The 18,280-nt window shown below is 58.9% G+C and carries 17 protein-coding genes and 1 pseudogene; 11 read left to right on the top strand and 7 right to left on the bottom strand.

Annotated features, from left to right (window positions below; all coding sequences use genetic code 11):
- The 10 genes from nuoE to nuoN all read left to right on the top strand — a co-directional run bounded on the left by nuoE (position 1) and on the right by nuoN (position 11,998).
- On the top strand, positions 1–498 hold the full coding sequence (nuoE, locus tag H8S56_RS17260; RefSeq protein WP_004884646.1) for an NADH-quinone oxidoreductase subunit NuoE: 498 nt from the start codon (positions 1–3) through the stop codon (positions 496–498).
- Positions 495–1,853 (top strand): NADH-quinone oxidoreductase subunit NuoF, encoded by a 1,359-nt coding sequence (gene nuoF, locus H8S56_RS17255; RefSeq protein ID WP_004884644.1) that lies wholly within the window; start codon positions 495–497, stop codon positions 1,851–1,853. The genes nuoE and nuoF overlap by 4 nt, the downstream gene beginning before the upstream one ends.
- 139 nt (positions 1,854–1,992) lie before the next feature.
- Positions 1,993–4,710: an NADH-quinone oxidoreductase subunit NuoG gene (nuoG, locus tag H8S56_RS17250; RefSeq protein WP_187519299.1), complete on the top strand. Its 2,718-nt coding sequence runs from the start codon at positions 1,993–1,995 to the stop codon at positions 4,708–4,710.
- Positions 4,707–5,714 (top strand): NADH-quinone oxidoreductase subunit NuoH, encoded by a 1,008-nt coding sequence (gene nuoH / locus H8S56_RS17245; RefSeq protein ID WP_004884642.1) that lies wholly within the window; start codon positions 4,707–4,709, stop codon positions 5,712–5,714. The genes nuoG and nuoH overlap by 4 nt, the downstream gene beginning before the upstream one ends.
- An 11-nt stretch (positions 5,715–5,725) precedes the next feature.
- A complete protein-coding gene (gene nuoI, locus H8S56_RS17240) occupies positions 5,726–6,274 on the top strand; it encodes an NADH-quinone oxidoreductase subunit NuoI (protein WP_004884641.1) in 549 nt (182 codons plus the stop codon).
- Positions 6,275–6,284: 10 nt separating this feature from the next.
- On the top strand, positions 6,285–6,794 hold the full coding sequence (gene nuoJ, locus H8S56_RS17235; RefSeq protein ID WP_024685524.1) for an NADH-quinone oxidoreductase subunit J: 510 nt from the start codon (positions 6,285–6,287) through the stop codon (positions 6,792–6,794).
- Entirely contained in the window at positions 6,791–7,099 is a 309-nt protein-coding gene (gene nuoK, locus H8S56_RS17230) for an NADH-quinone oxidoreductase subunit NuoK (protein WP_002554020.1), read from the top strand. The genes nuoJ and nuoK overlap by 4 nt, the downstream gene beginning before the upstream one ends.
- A complete protein-coding gene (gene nuoL, locus H8S56_RS17225; RefSeq protein WP_024685523.1) occupies positions 7,096–8,949 on the top strand; it encodes an NADH-quinone oxidoreductase subunit L in 1,854 nt (617 codons plus the stop codon). The genes nuoK and nuoL overlap by 4 nt, the downstream gene beginning before the upstream one ends.
- A gap of 39 nt (positions 8,950–8,988) precedes the next feature.
- Entirely contained in the window at positions 8,989–10,521 is a 1,533-nt protein-coding gene (gene nuoM, locus H8S56_RS17220) for an NADH-quinone oxidoreductase subunit M (RefSeq protein ID WP_187519298.1), read from the top strand.
- A gap of 7 nt (positions 10,522–10,528) precedes the next feature.
- The gene (gene nuoN, locus H8S56_RS17215) at positions 10,529–11,998 is read left to right on the top strand and encodes an NADH-quinone oxidoreductase subunit NuoN (RefSeq protein WP_024685521.1); all 1,470 of its coding nucleotides are present in this window, start codon (positions 10,529–10,531) and stop codon (positions 11,996–11,998) included.
- A gap of 57 nt (positions 11,999–12,055) precedes the next feature.
- On the opposite strand, the gene H8S56_RS17210 is transcribed toward nuoN, so the two are convergent.
- The 7 genes and pseudogenes from H8S56_RS17210 to H8S56_RS17185 all read right to left on the bottom strand — a co-directional run bounded on the left by H8S56_RS17210 (position 12,056) and on the right by H8S56_RS17185 (position 17,664).
- A complete protein-coding gene (locus H8S56_RS17210) occupies positions 12,056–13,120 on the bottom strand; it encodes an AI-2E family transporter (protein WP_024694498.1) in 1,065 nt (354 codons plus the stop codon).
- 155 nt (positions 13,121–13,275) lie between these two features.
- Positions 13,276–14,031 (bottom strand): methyl-accepting chemotaxis protein, encoded by a 756-nt coding sequence (locus tag H8S56_RS24980; RefSeq protein WP_408003826.1) that lies wholly within the window; start codon positions 14,029–14,031, stop codon positions 13,276–13,278.
- Between the two features lie 102 nt (positions 14,032–14,133).
- Positions 14,134–14,865: pseudogene (locus tag H8S56_RS24975) on the bottom strand (cache domain-containing protein); the annotation flags it as partial.
- A gap of 195 nt (positions 14,866–15,060) precedes the next feature.
- Entirely contained in the window at positions 15,061–16,386 is a 1,326-nt protein-coding gene (locus tag H8S56_RS17200) for an ATP-binding protein (protein WP_187519296.1), read from the bottom strand.
- Complete coding sequence (locus H8S56_RS17195; RefSeq protein ID WP_187519295.1) at positions 16,383–17,051, bottom strand: response regulator transcription factor; 669 nt, start codon at positions 17,049–17,051, stop codon at positions 16,383–16,385. The genes H8S56_RS17200 and H8S56_RS17195 overlap by 4 nt, the downstream gene beginning before the upstream one ends.
- Complete coding sequence (locus H8S56_RS17190) at positions 17,051–17,356, bottom strand: PepSY domain-containing protein (RefSeq protein ID WP_024685516.1); 306 nt, start codon at positions 17,354–17,356, stop codon at positions 17,051–17,053. The genes H8S56_RS17195 and H8S56_RS17190 overlap by 1 nt, the downstream gene beginning before the upstream one ends.
- The gene (locus H8S56_RS17185; RefSeq protein WP_187519294.1) at positions 17,356–17,664 is read right to left on the bottom strand and encodes a PepSY domain-containing protein; all 309 of its coding nucleotides are present in this window, start codon (positions 17,662–17,664) and stop codon (positions 17,356–17,358) included. Before H8S56_RS17185 ends, H8S56_RS17190 begins: the two co-directional genes overlap by 1 nt.
- 187 nt (positions 17,665–17,851) lie before the next feature.
- Here H8S56_RS17185 and queD point away from each other — a divergent pair, with 187 nt between their 5' ends.
- Complete coding sequence (gene queD / locus H8S56_RS17180) at positions 17,852–18,208, top strand: 6-carboxytetrahydropterin synthase QueD (protein WP_080265974.1); 357 nt, start codon at positions 17,852–17,854, stop codon at positions 18,206–18,208.
- Positions 18,209–18,280 lie beyond the last annotated feature (72 nt).

The following is an 18,280-nucleotide window of genomic DNA, read 5'->3' as shown; positions in this document are numbered from 1 at the left end:
ATGAACAGCCCGCTTATCCAGACAGACCGTTTCGCGCTGAGCGAAACAGAGCGCTCGGCCATCGAGCATGAAATGCATCACTACGAGGACCCGCGCGCGGCGTCCATCGAAGCCCTGAAGATCGTTCAGAAGGAACGCGGCTGGGTGCCGGACGGTGCAATCTACGCCATCGGCGATCTGCTGGGCATTCCTGCCAGCGACGTCGAAGGCGTGGCCACCTTCTACAGCCAGATTTTCCGTCAACCGGTCGGACGCCACATTATCCGCGTCTGCAACAGCATGGTGTGCTTCATCGGCGGCCACGAATCGGTGGTCGACGAGATCAAGACTTCGCTGGGCATCGGTCTGGGTCAAACCACCGAAGACGGCCGTTTCACCCTGCTGCCCGTCTGCTGCCTGGGCAACTGCGACAAGGCCCCGGCCGTGATGGTCGATGACGATACTTTCGGCGACGTACAGCCTGCTGGCGTAGCCAAGATGCTGGAGGGTTACCTATGACCATCACGTCCTTCGGCCCTGCGAACCGCATTGCGCGCACCGCAGAAACCCACCCGCTGACCTGGCGTCTGCGCGACGACGGCGAGCCGGTGTGGCTTGACGAGTACCAGACCAAAGACGGCTATGCAGCGGCGCGAAAAGCACTGCTCCAGCAATCAGCCGACGAGATCGTCCAGTCCGTCAAGGACTCCGGCCTCAAGGGGCGCGGCGGTGCAGGCTTCCCCACTGGCGTGAAGTGGGGCCTGATGCCCAAAGACGAATCCATGAACATCCGCTACCTGCTGTGCAATGCGGATGAGATGGAGCCCAATACCTGGAAGGACCGCATGCTGATGGAGCAACTGCCCCATCTGCTGGTCGAGGGGATGCTGATCAGCGCCAAGGCATTGAAGGCCTACCGCGGTTACATCTTCCTGCGTGGCGAATACGTCACTGCCGCCAAACACTTGAACCGTGCCGTGGCCGAAGCCAAGGCAGCCGGTCTGCTGGGCAAGAACATCCTGGGTACCGGCTTCGATTTCGAGCTGTTCGTGCACACCGGCGCCGGGCGCTATATCTGCGGTGAAGAAACCGCACTGATCAACTCGCTGGAAGGCCGCCGCGCCAACCCGCGCTCCAAGCCGCCCTTCCCCGCTGCCGTGGGTGTCTGGGGCAAGCCGACATGTGTAAACAACGTCGAAACCCTGTGCAACGTGCCCGCTATCGTCAACAACGGTAACGACTGGTACAAGTCGTTGGCCCGCGAAGGCAGTGAAGACCATGGCACCAAGCTGATGGGTTTCTCCGGCAAGGTCAAGAACCCGGGCCTGTGGGAGCTGCCGTTCGGCGTGCAGGCTCGCGAGCTTTTTGAAGACTACGCCGGTGGCATGCGCGATGGCTTCAAGCTCAAGTGCTGGCAGCCAGGCGGTGCCGGTACAGGCTTCCTGTTGCCGGAACACCTGGACGCCCAGATGTATGCCGGTGGCATTGCCAAGGTCGGTACGCGGATGGGCACAGGCCTGGCGATGGCGGTCGACGATTCGGTCAACATGGTGTCGCTGCTGCGCAACATGGAAGAGTTCTTTGCCCAGGAATCCTGCGGATTCTGCACGCCATGCCGCGACGGTCTGCCGTGGAGCGTGAAGATGCTGCGCGCCATCGAGAATGGTCAGGGCCAGCCGGGTGATATCGAAACCCTGCTGGGTCTGGTCAATTTCCTCGGTCCTGGCAAGACGTTCTGTGCACACGCACCAGGAGCCGTCGAGCCACTGGGCAGCGCGATCAAGTACTTCCGCTCCGAGTTCGAAGCCGGTATCGCACCTGCCAGACCCGACACGCTGACACCCGGCAAAAGTCCGACCATGGTCGGCGCATAACAAGACACACCGGACGGCGGACTTTTCAAGGCCGCCGTCCTCGTACCCGCTGACGCCCCGACGGGCTGAATGCTGCAGGTACTACCGAGATTCCATTAGCCACGCCTGCTGACAACGGGCCAACGAAGATCTTTGAACCATGGCTACTATCCACGTAGACGGCAAAGCCCTCGAAGTCGATGGCGCAGACAACCTGTTACAGGCTTGTCTGTCGCTGGGCCTCGATATCCCCTATTTCTGCTGGCACCCTGCCTTGGGCAGCGTTGGCGCCTGTCGCCAGTGTGCGGTCAAGCAGTACACCGACGAGAACGACACACGTGGTCGTATCGTCATGTCCTGCATGACGCCAGCCACCGACAACACCTGGATTTCCATCGATGACGATGAATCCAAGGCGTTCCGCGCCAGTGTCGTCGAATGGCTGATGACCAACCATCCACACGACTGCCCGGTTTGCGAAGAAGGCGGTCACTGCCATCTGCAAGACATGACGGTGATGACCGGCCACAACGAGCGCCGTTATCGCTTCACCAAACGCACCCACCAGAACCAGGAACTGGGGCCGTTCATCGCACACGAGATGAACCGCTGCATCGCCTGCTATCGCTGCGTCCGCTTCTATAAGGACTACGCTGGCGGCACGGATCTGGGCGTTTATGGTGCGCACGACAACGTGTACTTCGGCCGCGTCGAAGACGGCACGCTGGAAAGCGAGTTCTCCGGCAACCTCACCGAGGTCTGCCCGACCGGTGTGTTCACCGACAAGACCCACTCCGAGCGCTATAACCGCAAGTGGGACATGCAGTTCTCGCCAAGCATCTGCCATGGCTGCTCCAGCGGTTGCAACATCAGCCCTGGCGAGCGTTATGGCGAACTGCGCCGCATCGAAAACCGCTACAACGGTTCCGTGAACCAATACTTCCTGTGCGACCGTGGCCGTTTCGGCTACGGCTACGTCAACCGCAAGGATCGCCCTCGTCAGCCACTGCTTGCCGCGGGCCAGGTCAAACTGAGCCTGGACGAAGCGCTGGACAAGGCCGCCGATCTGCTGCGCGGTCGTAACATCGTGGGCATCGGTTCGCCACGCGCCAGCCTGGAAAGCAACTACGCGCTGCGCGAGCTGGTCGGTGCCGAGCACTATTACAGCGGTATCGAAGCGGGCGAGCTGGAACGCATTCGCCTGATCCTCAAGGTCCTGAACGACAGCCCGCTGCCGATTCCGACCTTGCGTGATATCGAAGACCACGACGCCATCTTCGTGCTGGGCGAAGACCTGACCCAGACCGCTGCCCGCATGGCATTGGGTCTACGTCAGGCCGTTAAAGGCAAGGCCGAAGACATGGCCGCCGCCATGAAAGTCCAGCCGTGGCTGGATGCAGCCGTCAAGAACATCGGCCAGCACGAGCTGAACCCGCTGTTCATCGCCAGCCTGGCTGAAACCCGCCTCGACGACGTGGCCGAAGAATGCGTGCATGCGGCACCTGACGACCTGGCACGCATCGGTTTCGCCGTTGCCCACGCCCTGGACGCCAGCGCACCAGCCGTCGAAGGCCTGGACAGCGAAGCGCTGGAACTGGCGCAACGCATCGCCGACGCCCTGCTCGCCGCCAAGCGTCCTCTGATCATTTCCGGCAGTTCGCTGGGTTCGACCGCTCTGATCGAAGCCGCCGCCAACATTGCCAAGGCACTGAAGCTGCGCGACAAGCAAGGCTCCATCAGCCTGATCGTTCCCGAAGCCAACAGCATGGGTCTGGCCATGCTCGGCGGTGAGTCCGTTGACGCTGCGCTGCAAGCGGTCATCTCCGGCAAGGCCGACGCGATTGTGGTGCTGGAAAACGACCTGTACCGCCGTGTCGATGCATCGATTGTCGACGCCGCACTGAGTGCTGCAAAGGTGGTGATCGTTGCTGACCATCAGAAGACGCCGACCAGTGATCGCGCCCACCTGATTCTGCCCGCTGCCAGCTTCGCCGAAGGCGACGGCACGCTGGTCAGTCAGGAAGGCCGTGCACAACGCTTCTTCCAGGTGTTCGATCCGACCTACCTGGACGCCAGCATTATGATTCACGAGGGCTGGCGCTGGTTGCATGCCCTGCGCTCGACCCTGCTCAACAAGCCGGTGGACTGGACGCAACTGGACCACGTCACCGAAGCCTGTGCGAGCAGTTCTGCGCAACTGGCCGGTATCGTCAATGCTGCACCATCGGCATCGTTCCGCATCAAAGGCCTGAAACTGGCTCGCGAGCCACTGCGTTACAGCGGTCGTACGTCCATGCGCGCCAACATCAGTGTGCATGAACCCCGCACCCCGCAGGATAAGGACACCGCGTTTTCCTTCTCCATGGAAGGTTACTCTGGGTCTGTCGAGCCACGTCAGCAAGTGCCGTTCGCCTGGTCTCCGGGCTGGAACTCGCCACAGGCCTGGAACAAGTTCCAGGACGAGGTCGGTGGTCATCTGCGTGCAGGCGATCCGGGTACACGCCTGATCGAAAGTAAAGGTGATGGCCTGTCGTGGTTCGCCAGCGTCCCTCGCGCCTTCGCGCCGGAGCGTGGCACCTGGCAGGTTGTGCCGTTCTTCCACCTGTTCGGCAGCGATGAAACCTCGTCTCTGGCGGCACCGGTTCAGGAGCGCATTCCCCAGGCCTACGTAGCGCTGGGCAAGTCGGAAGCAGATCGCCTGGGCGTCAACGAAGGCGCACTGATCTCGCTGAACGTAGCAGGTCAGACGCTCAAGCTGCCGCTGCGCATCAACGAAGAACTGGGTGCAGGTCTGGTTGCATTGCCAGCCGGTCTGGCGGGCATTCCTGCGGCAGTGTTCGGCAAATCCGTAGACGGTCTGCAGGAGGCAGCGCAATGACCTGGTTCACCCCTGAAGTGATCGACGCGATCATTGCGGTCGTCAAGGCCATCGTGGTGCTGCTGGCCGTGGTGGTCTGCGGCGCATTGCTGAGCTTTGTGGAACGTCGCCTGCTGGGCTGGTGGCAGGACCGTTACGGTCCTAACCGCGTCGGCCCTTTCGGCATGTTCCAGATTGCAGCCGACATGCTGAAAATGTTCTTCAAGGAAGACTGGACGCCACCGTTCGCCGACAAGGTGATCTTCACCCTGGCACCGGTCGTGGCCATGAGTGCCTTGCTGATCGCGTTCGCCGTTATCCCGATCACCCCGACCTGGGGTGTGGCGGATCTGAACATCGGTCTGCTGTTCTTCTTCGCCATGGCCGGTCTGTCCGTTTACGCGGTGCTGTTCGCCGGCTGGTCGAGCAACAACAAGTTCGCCCTGCTCGGCAGCTTGCGTGCGTCGGCGCAGACCGTTTCCTACGAAGTGTTCATGGGCCTTGCGCTGATGGGCATCGTGGTGCAGGTCGGCTCGTTCAACATGCGCGATATCGTCGAGTATCAGGCGCAGAACCTGTGGTTCATCATTCCGCAGTTCTTCGGCTTCTGTACGTTCTTCATCGCAGGCGTGGCAGTGACTCACCGTCACCCTTTCGACCAGCCGGAAGCCGAGCAGGAACTGGCAGACGGTTACCACATTGAATATGCCGGCATGAAATGGGGCATGTTCTTCGTTGGCGAATACATCGGCATCATTCTGATCTCGGCGTTGCTGGTGACCCTGTTCTTCGGCGGCTGGCACGGCCCGTTCGATATCCTGCCATCGTTGGCCTTCTTCTGGTTCGCCCTGAAAACCGCGTTCTTCATCATGCTGTTCATTCTGTTGCGCGCGTCCATTCCGCGCCCTCGTTATGACCAGGTCATGGATTTCAGCTGGAAATTCTGTCTGCCGCTGACCCTGATCAATTTGCTGGTGACTGCTGCGATTGTGTTGTTGAACACACCGGCAGGCTCGGTTCAGTGAGGATTTGACCCATGTTCAAATATATTGGCGACATCGTTAAGGGTACTGGTACCCAACTGCGCAGCCTGGTGATGGTGTTTGGTCACGGCTTCCGCAAACGCGACACCCTGCAGTACCCCGAGGAGCAGGTCTACCTGCCGCCCCGCTACCGTGGCCGCATCGTTTTGACCCGCGACCCTGATGGCGAAGAGCGCTGCGTAGCCTGCAACCTGTGCGCTGTGGCCTGCCCGGTGGGCTGCATTTCGTTGCAGAAAGCTGAAAAAGAAGACGGCCGCTGGTATCCGGATTTCTTCCGCATCAACTTCTCGCGCTGCATTTTTTGCGGGCTGTGTGAAGAAGCCTGCCCGACCACCGCAATCCAGCTCACGCCGGACTTCGAGATGGCCGACTTCAAACGTCAGGACCTGGTGTACGAGAAGGAAGATCTGCTGATCTCCGGCCCCGGCAAGAACCCCGACTACAACTTCTACCGCGTTGCAGGCATGGCCGTTGCTGGCAAGCCCAAGGGCTCCGCGCAGAATGAAGCCGAGCCGATCAACGTCAAGAGCTTGCTGCCTTAAGGAAGTAAAGATGGAATTCGCTTTCTATTTCGCATCCGGTATCGCTGTTGTGTCCACCCTGCGGGTGATCACGAACACGAATCCGGTGCACGCCCTGCTCTACCTGATCATTTCACTGATCGCTGTGGCCATGACCTTTTTCAGCCTGGGTGCACCGTTCGCCGGTGTACTGGAAGTTATCGCCTACGCTGGCGCAATCATGGTGCTGTTCGTGTTCGTGGTCATGATGCTGAACCTGGGTCCAGCCTCGGTTCAGCAGGAGCGCACCTGGCTCAAGCCCGGCATCTGGATTGGTCCGGTCATCCTCGGCGTGCTGTTGCTGGCTGAACTGCTGTATGTGCTGTTCGCCCACCAGACCGGCGCTGCCATCGGTCACACCACAGTCGACGCCAAAGCCGTCGGCATCAGCCTGTTCGGGCCTTACCTGCTCGTCGTGGAACTTGCCTCGATGCTGCTGCTTGCAGCAGCGGTCACAGCGTTCCACCTGGGCCGCAACGAGGCGAAGGAGCCAAGCCAATGAATGCTATCCCTCTCGAACACGGTCTGGCGGTTGCCGGGGTGCTGTTCTGCCTCGGTCTGGTCGGCTTGATGGTGCGACGCAACATCCTTTTCGTGTTGATGAGCCTTGAGATCATGATGAACGCCTCTGCTCTGGCGTTCGTTGTTGCAGGTAGCCGCTGGGCGCAGCCGGATGGACAGGTCATGTTCATTCTGGTGATCAGCCTTGCAGCCGCCGAGGCCAGTATTGGTCTGGCGATCCTGATGCAACTGTATCGCCGCTTCCACACGCTCGATATCGACGCTGCCAGTGAGATGCGCGGATGAATCTTCTCTTTCTGACTTTCGTATTTCCCCTCATCGGTTTCCTGCTGCTGTCGTTTTCACGTGGCCGCCTCTCGGAAAACCTCGCGGCGCTGATCGGCGTCGGCTCCATTGGCCTTTCCGCCATCGTGGCGGCGTGGGTCATCTGGCAGTTCAACGTCGCACCGCCTGAAGGGGGTCATTACACCCAGGTGCTTTGGCGCTGGATGGATGTGGATGGCTTCCAGCCCAACTTCGCCCTGTATCTGGACGGCCTGTCCGTCACGATGCTGGGCGTAGTGGTCGGTGTCGGCTTCCTGATTCACCTGTTCGCGTCGTGGTACATGCGCGGTGAAGCGGGCTACTCGCGTTTCTTCTCCTACACCAACCTGTTCATTGCCAGCATGTTGTTCCTGATTCTGGGCGACAACCTGCTGTTCATCTACTTCGGTTGGGAAGGCGTAGGTTTGTGCAGCTACCTGTTGATCGGTTTCTATTACAGCAACCGCAACAACGGCAATGCAGCTCTGAAAGCCTTCGTCGTGACGCGCATCGGTGACGTGTTCATGGCCATCGGCCTGTTCATTCTGTTCCAGCAGTTGGGCACGCTGAACGTTCAAGAACTGCTGGTTAAGGCTCCAGAACACTTCAAGGTCGGCGATTTCTGGATCGTGCTGGCGACGTTGATGCTGCTGGGCGGTGCTGTCGGTAAGTCCGCGCAACTGCCGCTGCAGACCTGGCTTGCTGACGCGATGGCTGGCCCTACGCCAGTTTCGGCGCTGATCCACGCCGCAACGATGGTAACGGCCGGTGTCTACCTGATTGCCCGTACCCATGGCCTGTTCGCATTGGCACCGGACATTCTGCATCTGGTCGGTATTGTGGGTGGTGTCACTCTGGTGCTGGCAGGTTTCGCCGCGCTGGTTCAGACCGACATCAAACGTATCCTCGCCTACTCGACCATGAGCCAGATTGGTTACATGTTCCTGGCGTTGGGGGTCGGCGCTTGGGAAGGCGCAATTTTCCACCTGATGACGCACGCGTTCTTCAAAGCGCTGCTGTTCCTCGCATCGGGTGCCGTGATCGTTGCCTGCCACCATGAGCAGAACATCTTCAAGATGGGCGGCCTGTGGAAGAAACTGCCATTGGCCTACGCCAGCTTCATCGTCGGTGGTGCCGCCCTGGCAGCTCTGCCGCTGTTGACTGCAGGTTTCTACTCCAAGGACGAAATCCTCTGGGAGGCGTTCGCCAGCGGCAACAACGGTCTGCTGTACGCGGGTCTGGTGGGTGCGTTCATGACCTCGCTGTACACCTTCCGCCTGATCTTCATCGCGTTCCATGGTGAAGCCAAGACCGAAGCGCATGCCGGTCACGGTATCGCTCACTGGTTGCCACTGTCGGTGCTGATCGTGCTGTCGACGTTCATCGGCGCACTGATCACGCCTCCACTGGCTGGCGTGTTGCCGCAGAGCGTCGGCCACGCCGGTGGTGAAGCCAAGCACAGTCTGGAAATTGCGTCGGGTGCCATCGCACTGGCAGGCATTCTGCTGGCGGCGTTGCTGTTCCTTGGCAAGCGTCGTCTGGTGACGGCCATTGCCAACAGCGGTCCCGGCCGCTTCCTGTCGGCCTGGTGGTTCGCTGCCTGGGGTTTCGACTGGATCTACGACAAGCTTTTCGTCAAACCTTATCTGGCGATCAGTCATCTGCTGCGTAGCGATCCGTTCGACCGCACCATCGGCTTGATCCCACGTCTGGTCAAAGGCGGTCATGACACCATGAGCCGCACAGAGACCGGCCAGTTGCGTTGGTATGCTGCCTCGATTGCCGTGGGTGCCGTTCTGGTACTCGGTGCCGTCGTTCTGGTTGCGGTCTGACATGAACCTTGCGAATTTGCGAAAGGAATTGAGCCCGTCATGATTCTGCCTTGGCTAATCCTGATCCCCTTTATCGGTGGCCTGCTGTGCTGGCTGGGTGAGCGCTTCGGCCCTACCCTGCCGCGCTGGATCGCGCTGCTGACCATGTCCCTCGAACTGGCCCTGGGCCTCTGGCTCTGGGCGACCGGCAACTTCGGCTACGCGCCGGTGCCGGGTGCCGATCCGACCTGGACCCTGGAATTCCACCATCCGTGGATCACCCGTTTCGGCATCGACGTGCACCTGGCCCTTGACGGCCTGTCGTTGCTGATGATTCTGCTGACCGGCCTGCTGGGCGTGCTGTCGGTACTGTGCTCGTGGAAGGAAATTCAGCGCAAGGTGGGCTTCTTCCACCTCAACCTGATGTGGATCCTGGGCGGTGTGGTGGGCGTGTTCCTCGCCATCGACCTGTTCATGTTCTTCTTCTTCTGGGAAATGATGCTGGTGCCGATGTACTTCCTCATCGCGCTCTGGGGTCACAGCTCGGCAGACGGCAAGAAGACACGTATCTACGCGGCCACCAAGTTCTTCATCTTCACTCAGGCCAGCGGCCTGATCATGCTGGTGGCGATCCTGGGTCTGGTGCTGGTGCACTTCAATCAGACGGGTGTCATCACCTTCGCCTACGCCGACCTGCTTAAAACCAAGCTGACGCCGGGCACCGAGTACATCCTGATGCTGGGCTTCTTCATCGCTTTTGCGGTGAAGCTGCCGGTCGTACCGTTCCACTCCTGGCTGCCGGACGCACACGCCCAGGCACCTACAGCAGGCTCCGTCGATCTGGCGGGTATCCTCCTGAAGACTGCGGCCTACGGTCTGCTGCGTTTCGCCCTGCCCCTGTTCCCGAATGCATCGGCCGAGTTCGCTCCGATCGCGATGACGCTGGGTCTGGTTGGTATTTTCTACGGTGCCTTCCTGGCCTTTGCGCAGACCGACATCAAACGTCTGATCGCATTCTCCAGTGTCTCGCACATGGGCTTTGTACTGATTGGTATCTACTCGGGCAGCCAGCAGGCATTGCAGGGCGTCGTGGTACAGATGCTCGCGCACGGTCTGTCAGCAGCAGCGCTGTTTATCCTCAGTGGTCAGTTGTACGAGCGTCTGCATACGCGTGATATGCGCGAGATGGGCGGCCTGTGGTCACGCATCGCCTATCTGCCAGCCATCAGCCTGTTCTTCGCGGCGGCGTCTCTGGGTCTGCCGGGCACCGGTAACTTCGTGGGTGAGTTCCTGATCCTGCTGGGCAGCTTTGTCAGCTCGCCATGGGTCACGGCTATCGCAACATCCGGTCTGGTATTCGGTTCTGTCTACTCTCTGATCATGATCCACCGCGCCTACTTTGGCCCGTCCAAATCGGACGAGGTTCTCAAAGGCATGGATGGACGGGAACTGATCATGGTGCTGGGCCTTGCCGTGTTGCTGATCGTGCTCGGGGTTTTCCCGCAGCCGTTCCTCGACACATCGGCAGCGACCATGCACGGCGTGCAGCAATGGCTAGGCACTGCCTTCACTCAACTCGCTTCGGCCCGGTAAGAGCGCTATGGACCTGACGATTCAACACTTTATTGCGCTTGCGCCGCTGCTGATTACCAGTATCACCATTGTTGTGGTGATGCTGGCAATCGCGTGGCGCCGCAATCACTCGCAAACCTTTCTGCTTTCGGTGGCGGGGCTGAACCTGGCCCTGCTTTCCATTTACCCGGCAATGAAGGTTGCCCCGCTGGCGGTCACTCCGCTGCTGCAGGTCGACAACTTTGCCTGCCTGTACATGGCGATCATTCTTGCCTCGACCCTGGCGTGCGTGACCATGGCGCACGCCTATCTGGGCGACGCAAAGGTCGGGTATCCGGGTAACCGCGAAGAACTCTACCTGCTGATCCTGCTGGCCGCCGCTGGCGGTCTGGTTCTGGTCAGCGCTCAGCATCTGGCTGGCCTGTTCATCGGTCTGGAACTGTTGTCGGTACCGGTCTATGGTCTGGTGGCTTATGCGTTCTTCAACAAGCGCTCGCTGGAAGGCGGCATCAAGTACATGGTGCTGTCAGCGGCCGGCTCTGCGTTCCTGCTGTTCGGTATGGCGTTGCTGTACGCAGAAGCAGGCTCGCTGAGCTTCGAAGGCATCGGTAAGGCCATCGCGGCAACCGGCATGCCTAGCCCGATCGCCAGCCTGGGTCTGGCGATGATGCTGGTCGGTCTGGCGTTCAAACTGTCGCTGGTGCCCTTCCACCTCTGGACGCCTGACGTCTACGAAGGCGCCCCGGCTCCGGTGGCTGCATTCCTGGCCACAGCCAGCAAGGTAGCTGTGTTTGCCGTGCTGGTGCGCCTGTTCCAGATATCGCCAGCTGCCACCAGCGGCGTGCTGGAGAATGTGCTGGCAGTGATCGCAGTCGCCTCGATTCTGGTGGGTAACCTGTTGGCGCTGACCCAGACCAACCTCAAGCGTCTGTTGGGTTACTCCTCCATCGCACACTTCGGTTACCTGATGATCGCGCTGGTAGCCAGCAAGGGCATGGCTGTGGAAGCCATTGGCGTGTACCTGGCTACCTACGTGCTGACCTCGCTGGGCAGCTTCGGCGTGATCACCATGATGTCGTCGCCTTACAGCGGTCGCGACGCCGATGCGATGTTCGAGTATCGCGGCCTGTTCTGGCGTCGTCCGTATCTGACCGCCGTCATGACCCTCATGTTGCTGTCGCTGGCGGGCATTCCGCTCACCGCAGGCTTCATCGGCAAGTTCTACATGATTGCGACCGGTGTCGAGTCGCAACTGTGGTGGCTGGTGGGCGCACTGGTCCTGGGCAGCGCCATCGGCCTGTTCTACTACCTGCGAGTGATGGTCACGATGTACCTGGTCGACGCCAAGCTGCCGCGTCATGACGCAGCGTTCAACTGGGCACAGCGTACAGGTGGCGTCATGCTACTGGCTGTTGCGATCCTGACCTTCGTACTGGGTGTCTACCCGCAACCGCTGCTGGATCTGGTCGTCAACGCTGGCATTCATATGCCCGGCTGATTGCCCGAAAACAAAAAACCCTGCTCTCGAGCAGGGTTTTTTTTGCCTCAAATAAACTTAACCGGGCAGTCGGACCGGCTTCTTGGCGCTGCTGAACAAGCCCCAGGTCGAGATGAACAGTGCGGCAATCAGAGGACCAATCACAAAGCCGTTCAGTCCAAATACTGACATGCCGCCAAGCGTGGAGATCAGGATGAGATAGTCCGGCATTTTGGTGTCCTTGCCGACCAGAATCGGGCGAAGCACGTTATCCACCAAGCCGATGACGAACACCCCGAACAGGCCTAGCACCACGCCCTGCCAGATCATGCCACTGAGCAGGAAATACAACGCAACCGGCGCCCAGACGATCCCCGCGCCCACCGCTGGCAGCAGCGAGAGAAAGGCCATGATGACAGCCCAGAGTAATGCGCTCGGTATGTCCAGCGCCCAGAAGATGAAGCCGCCCAGCGCGCCCTGCGTGACAGCCACCACAACGTTGCCTTTGACTGTGGCACGCACCACGCGGGTGAACTTGAGCTGCAAGCGGCGCTTCTGCTGTTCGGCAAGCGGCACTGCGTTGCGCATCTTGCGAACCAGGTCGTGACCGTCGCGCAGAAAGAAGTACAACAGGTAGAGCATGATGAAAAAGCTCACCACGAAATCGAAGGTTCCCTGACCGAAACTGAACGCTTGGGTCGCCAGATACTGGCTGCCCTGCATGGCGCCCTTGGCGATCTTGTCACGCAGCCCATTGAGGTCACCCATGCCGAGCCGATCCAGCAGTCCCTGCAGCGAGTGCGGCAGCAGCGTCTTGAACTCGGCCAGATAGCCTGCAATGTCCAGTTGCCCGGTTTCGACGTTCTTGTACAGTGTGGTGCCTTCCTGGACCAGCAAGGCGCTGATGATGATCACTGGCAGAATGGCGATGACCAGACAGATCATCAATGTGCACAAGGACGTGAGGTTGCGTGACCAGTTGAATCGAAGTAACAGCCTTCGCTGAAGAGGCGAAAAGATGATGCCGAGAATCACTGCCCAGAACACCGCGCCGTAAAACGGCAGCAGAATCCAGATGAAGGCAACGGTCACCCCCACCAGTAGCAGAAGGAGTGTCTTGTATTGCTGTACGGTTTCGTTCATGTCCATTCCATGTCAGTCGGCCGCGCATTGCGCGCGGTCTAGACCTTAGTCAGCGGGCGAACGTGCGAGTGCCGTATGAATGACAATGATCATGGCATGGCCAGAAAGGCTAAAAGCCCGACGTGGCAAGGACCCGGGCCCTTGCCACCCATTTTTCAGACCCGGAACTGTCCGACCAGGCCTCCAAGCCTTGTTCCCAGTTCGGCGAGCGCGCGTGAGGTCTGAGCGCCCAGTCGGGTTTCTTCCGCAACACTCTCGACCGCACCGGCGATCTGATGAACGCTGCGGTTGATCTCTTCGGCGACCGCCGTCTGCTCCTCGGCAGCACTGGCGATCTGAGCGTTCATTGAGTTGATGGTCGCAATCAGCTCGCCAATCGAGACCAGCGAAACACCGGCTTCATTGGCTTGGGTCGAGGTACCGTCCCCTGCTTCACTGGAGCGACGCATCGCCGTCACCGCTTCCTGTGTACCATACTGCAGGCGGTCGATCATGCTCTGGATTTCCTGAGTGCTTTGCTGGGTGCGACTGGCCAGCGCCCGAACCTCGTCAGCCACGACCGCAAAACCGCGACCGGCCTCACCGGCCCTTGCGGCCTCAATGGCAGCGTTAAGCGCAAGCAGGTTGGTTTGCTCTGCGATCGAGCGAATCACACCCAGCACACTGACGATCGACGAAACGTCCTGTTGCAGACTGTCCAGCGATGTCCCGCTTTTACGAATATCGTCCACCAGCGCGTGGATCTGACGAATGCTGCCATCAACCACGCGTTTGGCGGTCCGCCCTTGCTCATCGGTCTGTTGAGCTGCGACAGAGGCACTCTGCGCACTCTTGGCGACTTCTTGCGCAGCCGCGGACATCTCGTTGATCGCAGTGGCCACTTGATCAGTTTCGTGACGCTGACGCTCCATGGCGTTTTCGGAACGCTGAGCCTGTGATGACACTTCGCCTACCAGCCCATTCAGTTGTCCCGTCATCTCGGTGATCTGACGGACCAGCCCGTGAATCTTGTCGACAAACCGGTTGAACGACCCCGCAAGATCACCCAGCTCATCATTACTGGTAATAGCGAGACGACGCGTCAAATCACCTTCACCTGCGGCGATATCGTCCAGGTTGTTTTTCATCAGCCGTAGAGGGCGCAGTAACGTTCCGGTCATCAGAACTCCAATGACGCTGATAACGACCAACACCAGAAGCGTGATACCGACAATGCTGTACAGCATCTCCTGCAGGCGCGCCTCCACGTTTTGCCTGACGATGGCGACCTGTGCATCAATGCCGTCCAGATTCACGGCAGAACCCACGATCAGATCCCACTTGGGCAGGTATTCGGTGTAACCGATTTTAGGGACGGGTTCAGTCTTGCCTGGCAAGGCTGAGGAGTACATGACGTAGTGAGTACCCGCTTTGCCCACGGCCACCAGTTCACGATTGAGATACACGCCGTTTGGATCACGAACGTCATTGAAGCTCTTGCCCAATCCGTCGGGACTGGTACTTCTGAAAATGCGTACGACCTGAGAGTCATAGCCGAAGAGATAGCCGTCCTTGCCGTAGGACACCGAGGAAAGCAGCTTGATAGCCGACGCCCGGGCATTTTCGTCACCCGGCGCTGCCGCCTCGTAAAGCGGCTTGATGGCGGTCATCGCGATAGCGACATAATTCTGCAGCGTCGTCTTGGCTTCGGAGAGCAGGCGCTCTCGCGTGTCGTTGACCTCACGATCCGCCTGTTGATGCAGCATGAATACCGTAGTTGCGCTGATCACCACCCCGAACGTCAGCACGGGCAGTACCGCCAGCAGAAGAACCTTGGCTTTCAGACTAAGACGCATAGGATTGGCCTTGTGGTTATTTTTATAAAGTCATGGTTACACCACTCTTTATCGGCCAATCCGCTTGAACATTAAGGCCTGCCCTTCTTTATCGTCGGATATTGCCTACATCGGTGCGATACGCTCGGGCAGGTCGATCCGAACCCGCAGCCCCTGCAGCGGACTGTCCAGCAACTGCAGCCGCCCGCCCCACGCTTCAACGATATCGCGCACGATACCCAGCCCAAGGCCATGTCCGATGATTTGCTCATCAAGGCGAGCACCTCGACTGAACACTTCCACACGCTGAAGCTCCGGAATCCCTGGGCCGTCATCATCGACCAACAGGCAAAAACCGTTTTGCTGACGCAGGATACTCAGATGCACCTCGCTGTCTGCCCACTTGCAAGCATTATCCAGCAGGTTACCGAGCAGCTCTAAGATGTCCTCGCGGTCCCATGGCAACTGCATGCCCGCTTCAACGTTATTGACCAGATCCAGATGCCCACCATGGATCATGCTCAGCGTGGAGAACAGCCCGCTCAGTTCGGCATCGCAATCAAAACGTGCGCCAGGCAATGCGTCACCGGACAAGCGTGCCCGGTTGAGTTCTCGCTCCAGACGCAGTCGGATATTTTCCAACTGTTCCTGTAACGTTTTGCGCAACGCCGGCTTTTCATCAAGCTGTTCACTCAATGCCACGCTCAGCAGCACCGCCAGGGGCGTCTTCAGTGCATGCCCCAGATTACCCAGCGCGTTGCGCGAGCGTTTGAGGCTGTCTTCTGTGTGGGCAAGCAAGTGATTGATCTGCGCGACCAGAGGCTCCAGTTCAAGCGGCACCTGATCGTCCAGCTGGGACCGCTGTCCTTGCTGAAGCTGGGATATCTGGCCGCGCACAGTTTCAAGAGGCCGTAGCGCTCTGCGCACCGTCACGCGCTGAAGGACCAATACCAGAATCAAAGCGGCAAACCCCAGCCCCAGTCCGATCTGTTGCATGCGCCTGAAACTGGCCCTCACCGGGGTGTAGTCCTGAGCCACCGTAATCGAAATCTGTTTGCCGAACTTGCGGTATTCGGCGGTCAGCATCAGGAGCGATTGTCCTGTCTGACCCAGTTCGAAATTGGCGTGCAGACCAACTGGAGAGGACTCCGGCAGCTCGAAATCCCAGAGTGAACGCGAGCGCCAATGACCTTGCGGTAGATCGATTCGAAAGTAGTGGCCAGACAGCGGACGCTGGTAGGCGCCAGACAAGCGATGCTCGTCCAGTTGCAGCCCTGCAGGCCCGCGAACCAAAGCCACGAGCAAGTTCTCGCTTTCGTTGCGCAGACCTGATTCGAGATAGCGTTGCAAGCCAAGCTCAAACAACCAGAGGCTGGTCTGCGCCATGACCAGCCCTACCACCACCATGACGGCGATCAGCCCGATACTCAATCGCCGCTGTATGGATTTCAACCCCCTGCCCCACCGTAGACGTAACCTTGCCCACGACGTGTCTCGATCACCGCACGGCCCAGCTTACGCCGCAGATGATTGACGTGGACTTCAATCACATTGGAGTCGCGCTCGTTCTCACCATCGTACAGATGCTCGGACAGGTGGCTTTTGGATAGAATCTGTTCGGGGTGGAGCATGAAGTAACGCAGCAGACGAAACTCCGCTGAGGTTAGCTGGATGTCAACGCCATCACGGGTGACAGACTGGCGTCCCTCGTCCAGCTTCAAGCCTGCGGCCTCCAGCGTTGGCTGGTTAGCCAACCCGTGAGAGCGGCGCAGCAGCGCCTGGATACGCAGTTGAAGTTCCTCGGGGTGAAACGGTTTGGTCAGGTAATCGTCGGCACCGGCCTTAAGTCCCTCGATACGTTCAGACCAGGATCCCCTTGCCGTAAGTACCAGCACCGGCGTCGCCAGCCCGCTGCTGCGCCATTTCTCAAGCACTTCCAGGCCAGACATGCCGGGTAAGCCCAGATCGAGCACGATGAGATCGTAGGGCTCGCTCGTTCCTTGATAAACCGCATCACGTCCATCTGCCAACCAATCAATGGCGTAGCCTTGTCGCCCAAGCGCTGCAATCAACTCATCTGCAAGGGGTACATGGTCTTCAACCAATAGCAGCCGCATCAATCTTCCTCATCTTTCAACAATCGGCTATCGCGCGCATCGAACTTAAGTTCGCGAACAACGCCCTGCAGGGTCAGCAATTCAAACTCATAGACATAGGCATTGTCTTTCTCTTCCAGCTCGGCCTCCAGCAATCTGGCACCCGGATACAACCCCAATGCCCGCTCGATGAACTGCTCAAGCGGAAGAATTACCCCACGCTGACGCAAGCTGAGCGCTTCATCCTGGTTCAGGTCTCTGGCATAGGTATACGAGCACACCAGACTCAATACCAAGGTCGCGCAAAGACGCTTGTCGACATTCATTAATTATCCTGACGATTCCTGAAGACTTTTCCCGTGACGGCGTCGATCTCGAGATCCCACTCGGTATCCCTCACATCACGAAGCTCAACCTTATAGATGTACTTGCCGTACTGAGTTTCAAGCCCGGATTCTACGATCCTTGCACCTGGATGTTGGCTCAACGCCTGGGCATCAAGGAATTCGTAGGGTTTGATGGTGCCAGCGCTGCTCAACCGCACGACTTCATCCGGATCAACGTCACGTGCGTGAATGATACAGGCAGTCGTGGATAAGGTTAGCGCGGTCAGCAGGGTTATCGGCGTTCTCATGATCACGTCCAGTGCTTTTATGGCACCCACCATAGCGCTGGCAACTTAACTCAAACTGAATAGGTCTGGCCACATGCTATCAGTGATGATCGCCATCACCCACGATGGAGTTTCAAACCATTACTGTTAAACTCGTGCGCTGCAATTGTCGCTTCTGCGATAGCCACTTTCCCAGAGTTGATACATTTTGGAAATTTTCAAAGAGTTTACGTTCGAGTCCGCGCACCGCTTGCCTCATGTGCCAGAAGGCCACAAGTGCGGCCGCCTGCATGGACACTCGTTTCGCGTCGGCATCCACCTTGCCGGTAAAGTCGATCCTCATACAGGCTGGATTCGCGACTTCTCCGAGATCAAGGCCATCTTCAAGCCGCTTTATGAGCGCCTTGATCACAACTATTTGAACGATATTCCGGGCCTCGAAAACCCAACCAGTGAGAATCTGGCGAAATGGATCTGGGATGAGTTGAAACCGCTGCTTCCAGAACTCTCTGCCGTTCGCATCCATGAAACCTGTACCAGTGGATGTGAGTATCGCGGGGAATGACCTTCAAAAAGCCACCTTACCAGGTGGCTTTTTTTTGTCCTGGTTTTAAGACCTTGGCTTTTTAGGCGCCCA

Origin of the sequence: Pseudomonas triticifolii, assembly GCF_014358015.1 — a bacterium.
In the GTDB taxonomy this organism is placed as follows: Bacteria; Pseudomonadota; Gammaproteobacteria; order Pseudomonadales; family Pseudomonadaceae; genus Aquipseudomonas; species Aquipseudomonas triticifolii.
This window is presented reverse-complemented; position numbering and strand designations above follow the sequence as displayed.

Coding starts and splice junctions, on each gene's coding strand:
- nuoE (WP_004884646.1), top strand. CDS start 1: ATGAACAGCCCGCTTATCCAGACAGACCGTTTCGCGCTGAGCGAAACA.
- nuoF (WP_004884644.1), top strand. CDS start 495: ATGACCATCACGTCCTTCGGCCCTGCGAACCGCATTGCGCGCACCGCA.
- nuoG (WP_187519299.1), top strand. CDS start 1,993: ATGGCTACTATCCACGTAGACGGCAAAGCCCTCGAAGTCGATGGCGCA.
- nuoH (WP_004884642.1), top strand. CDS start 4,707: ATGACCTGGTTCACCCCTGAAGTGATCGACGCGATCATTGCGGTCGTC.
- nuoI (WP_004884641.1), top strand. CDS start 5,726: ATGTTCAAATATATTGGCGACATCGTTAAGGGTACTGGTACCCAACTG.
- nuoJ (WP_024685524.1), top strand. CDS start 6,285: ATGGAATTCGCTTTCTATTTCGCATCCGGTATCGCTGTTGTGTCCACC.
- nuoK (WP_002554020.1), top strand. CDS start 6,791: ATGAATGCTATCCCTCTCGAACACGGTCTGGCGGTTGCCGGGGTGCTG.
- nuoL (WP_024685523.1), top strand. CDS start 7,096: ATGAATCTTCTCTTTCTGACTTTCGTATTTCCCCTCATCGGTTTCCTG.
- nuoM (WP_187519298.1), top strand. CDS start 8,989: ATGATTCTGCCTTGGCTAATCCTGATCCCCTTTATCGGTGGCCTGCTG.
- nuoN (WP_024685521.1), top strand. CDS start 10,529: ATGGACCTGACGATTCAACACTTTATTGCGCTTGCGCCGCTGCTGATT.
- H8S56_RS17210 (WP_024694498.1), bottom strand. CDS start 13,120: ATGAACGAAACCGTACAGCAATACAAGACACTCCTTCTGCTACTGGTG.
- H8S56_RS24980 (WP_408003826.1), bottom strand. CDS start 14,031: ATGGAGCGTCAGCGTCACGAAACTGATCAAGTGGCCACTGCGATCAAC.
- H8S56_RS17195 (WP_187519295.1), bottom strand. CDS start 17,051: ATGCGGCTGCTATTGGTTGAAGACCATGTACCCCTTGCAGATGAGTTG.
- H8S56_RS17190 (WP_024685516.1), bottom strand. CDS start 17,356: ATGAATGTCGACAAGCGTCTTTGCGCGACCTTGGTATTGAGTCTGGTG.
- H8S56_RS17185 (WP_187519294.1), bottom strand. CDS start 17,664: ATGAGAACGCCGATAACCCTGCTGACCGCGCTAACCTTATCCACGACT.